At 49.5% G+C, this 1,207-nt stretch carries 1 protein-coding gene; it reads right to left on the bottom strand.

Annotation, left to right across the window (positions count from 1 at the left end; genetic code table 11):
* Positions 1 to 16: 16 nt before the first annotated feature.
* A protein-coding gene (locus tag WB371_RS23755) for an IS3 family transposase (RefSeq protein ID WP_336222387.1) occupies positions 17 to 1,128 on the bottom strand; the annotation gives its coding sequence in 2 pieces (ribosomal slippage) (positions 17 to 867 and positions 867 to 1,128; 1,113 coding nt in all).
* Positions 1,129 to 1,207 lie beyond the last annotated feature (79 nt).

Raw genomic sequence — 1,207 nt, 5'->3', positions numbered from 1 at the left:
TGTAAATAGACCCGTTTTAGTTCCAGGCATTTTTTGAGATCCCGGCCAAATGATTGTGTTGCCGATATTCCTCCGGCGTCATATTGTTCAGTGATTGATGAGGGCGTTCACAGTTATATTCTGACACCCATCTTGCCGTGATTTCCCGCACTTCATTCAGTGTTCTGAACAGATAAAAATCGAGTATTTCTGTACGGTATGTCCTGTTAAAACGCTCGATGAAAGCGTTCTGCGTCGGCTTACCCGGCTGGATAAACTCCAGTTTTACGGCATGTTTCTCTGCCCATTCAGCCAGTGCCAGTGAGATAAATTCCGGACCATTATCCATGCGTAGCATGACCGGATAGCCACGGTTTGCCGCGATCCTGTCGAGTACACGGACCACGCGCAGAGCTGGCAGATTCAGATCGATTTCAATCGACAACGCCTCACGGTTAAAGTCATCTACGACATTAAACGTGCGAAAACGACGGCCACAGGCCAGCGCATCATGCATAAAATCGACAGACCAGCTCTGGTTCAGCGCTTCCGGTGTAGCCAGTGGTGAGGGATTGCGTACCGGCAGCCGTTGCTTGCCTTTACGGCGAAAATTCAGCTTCAGCAGACAGTAAATACGGTGGAGCCTTTTGTGATTCCACGGATATCCCTGCCGCCGCAGAACCTGGTAAAGCTTCGGAAAACCATATCGTGGGTATCGTTCAGCCACCGCCTGCAATGCGGCAATAACAGGCTCATCACGCGTGGTATCCGGGCGGTAATGGTAAACCGTTCTGCTCAGATTGAGACTCCGGCAGGCCTGACGAATACTGAGTCCGAACGTCGTTATCAGATGAGTGACCAGCTCACGCTTAAAGGCTGGTTTTAAAGCTTTTTTTCGATAACGTCTTTCAGCGCCCGGTTCTCAAGACTGAGATCGGCAAACATCTGTTTAAGACGCCGGTTCTCGTCCTCAAGATCCTTGATCTTTTTAATATCAGAAGCTTCCATGCCGCCGTATCTGGACTTCCAGTTGTAGTAGGTGGCCTCAGAGATACCAGCCTCCCGGCAGACATCTTTAACGGTTCGTCCGGCTTCAACCGACTTAATCACAGCGATGATCTGATGCTCAGTAAAACGGGCTTTACGCATAGCGATCTCCTTCGTTGGCAGATTGATTATGCCGGATGATCTCTAAATGTGAATGGCACGATTATGCGGGATACTTACA

The sequence above is a fragment of the Citrobacter amalonaticus genome (assembly GCF_037053465.1).
GTDB classification, from domain to species: Bacteria; Pseudomonadota; Gammaproteobacteria; order Enterobacterales; family Enterobacteriaceae; genus Citrobacter_A; species Citrobacter_A amalonaticus_H.
This window is presented reverse-complemented; position numbering and strand designations above follow the sequence as displayed.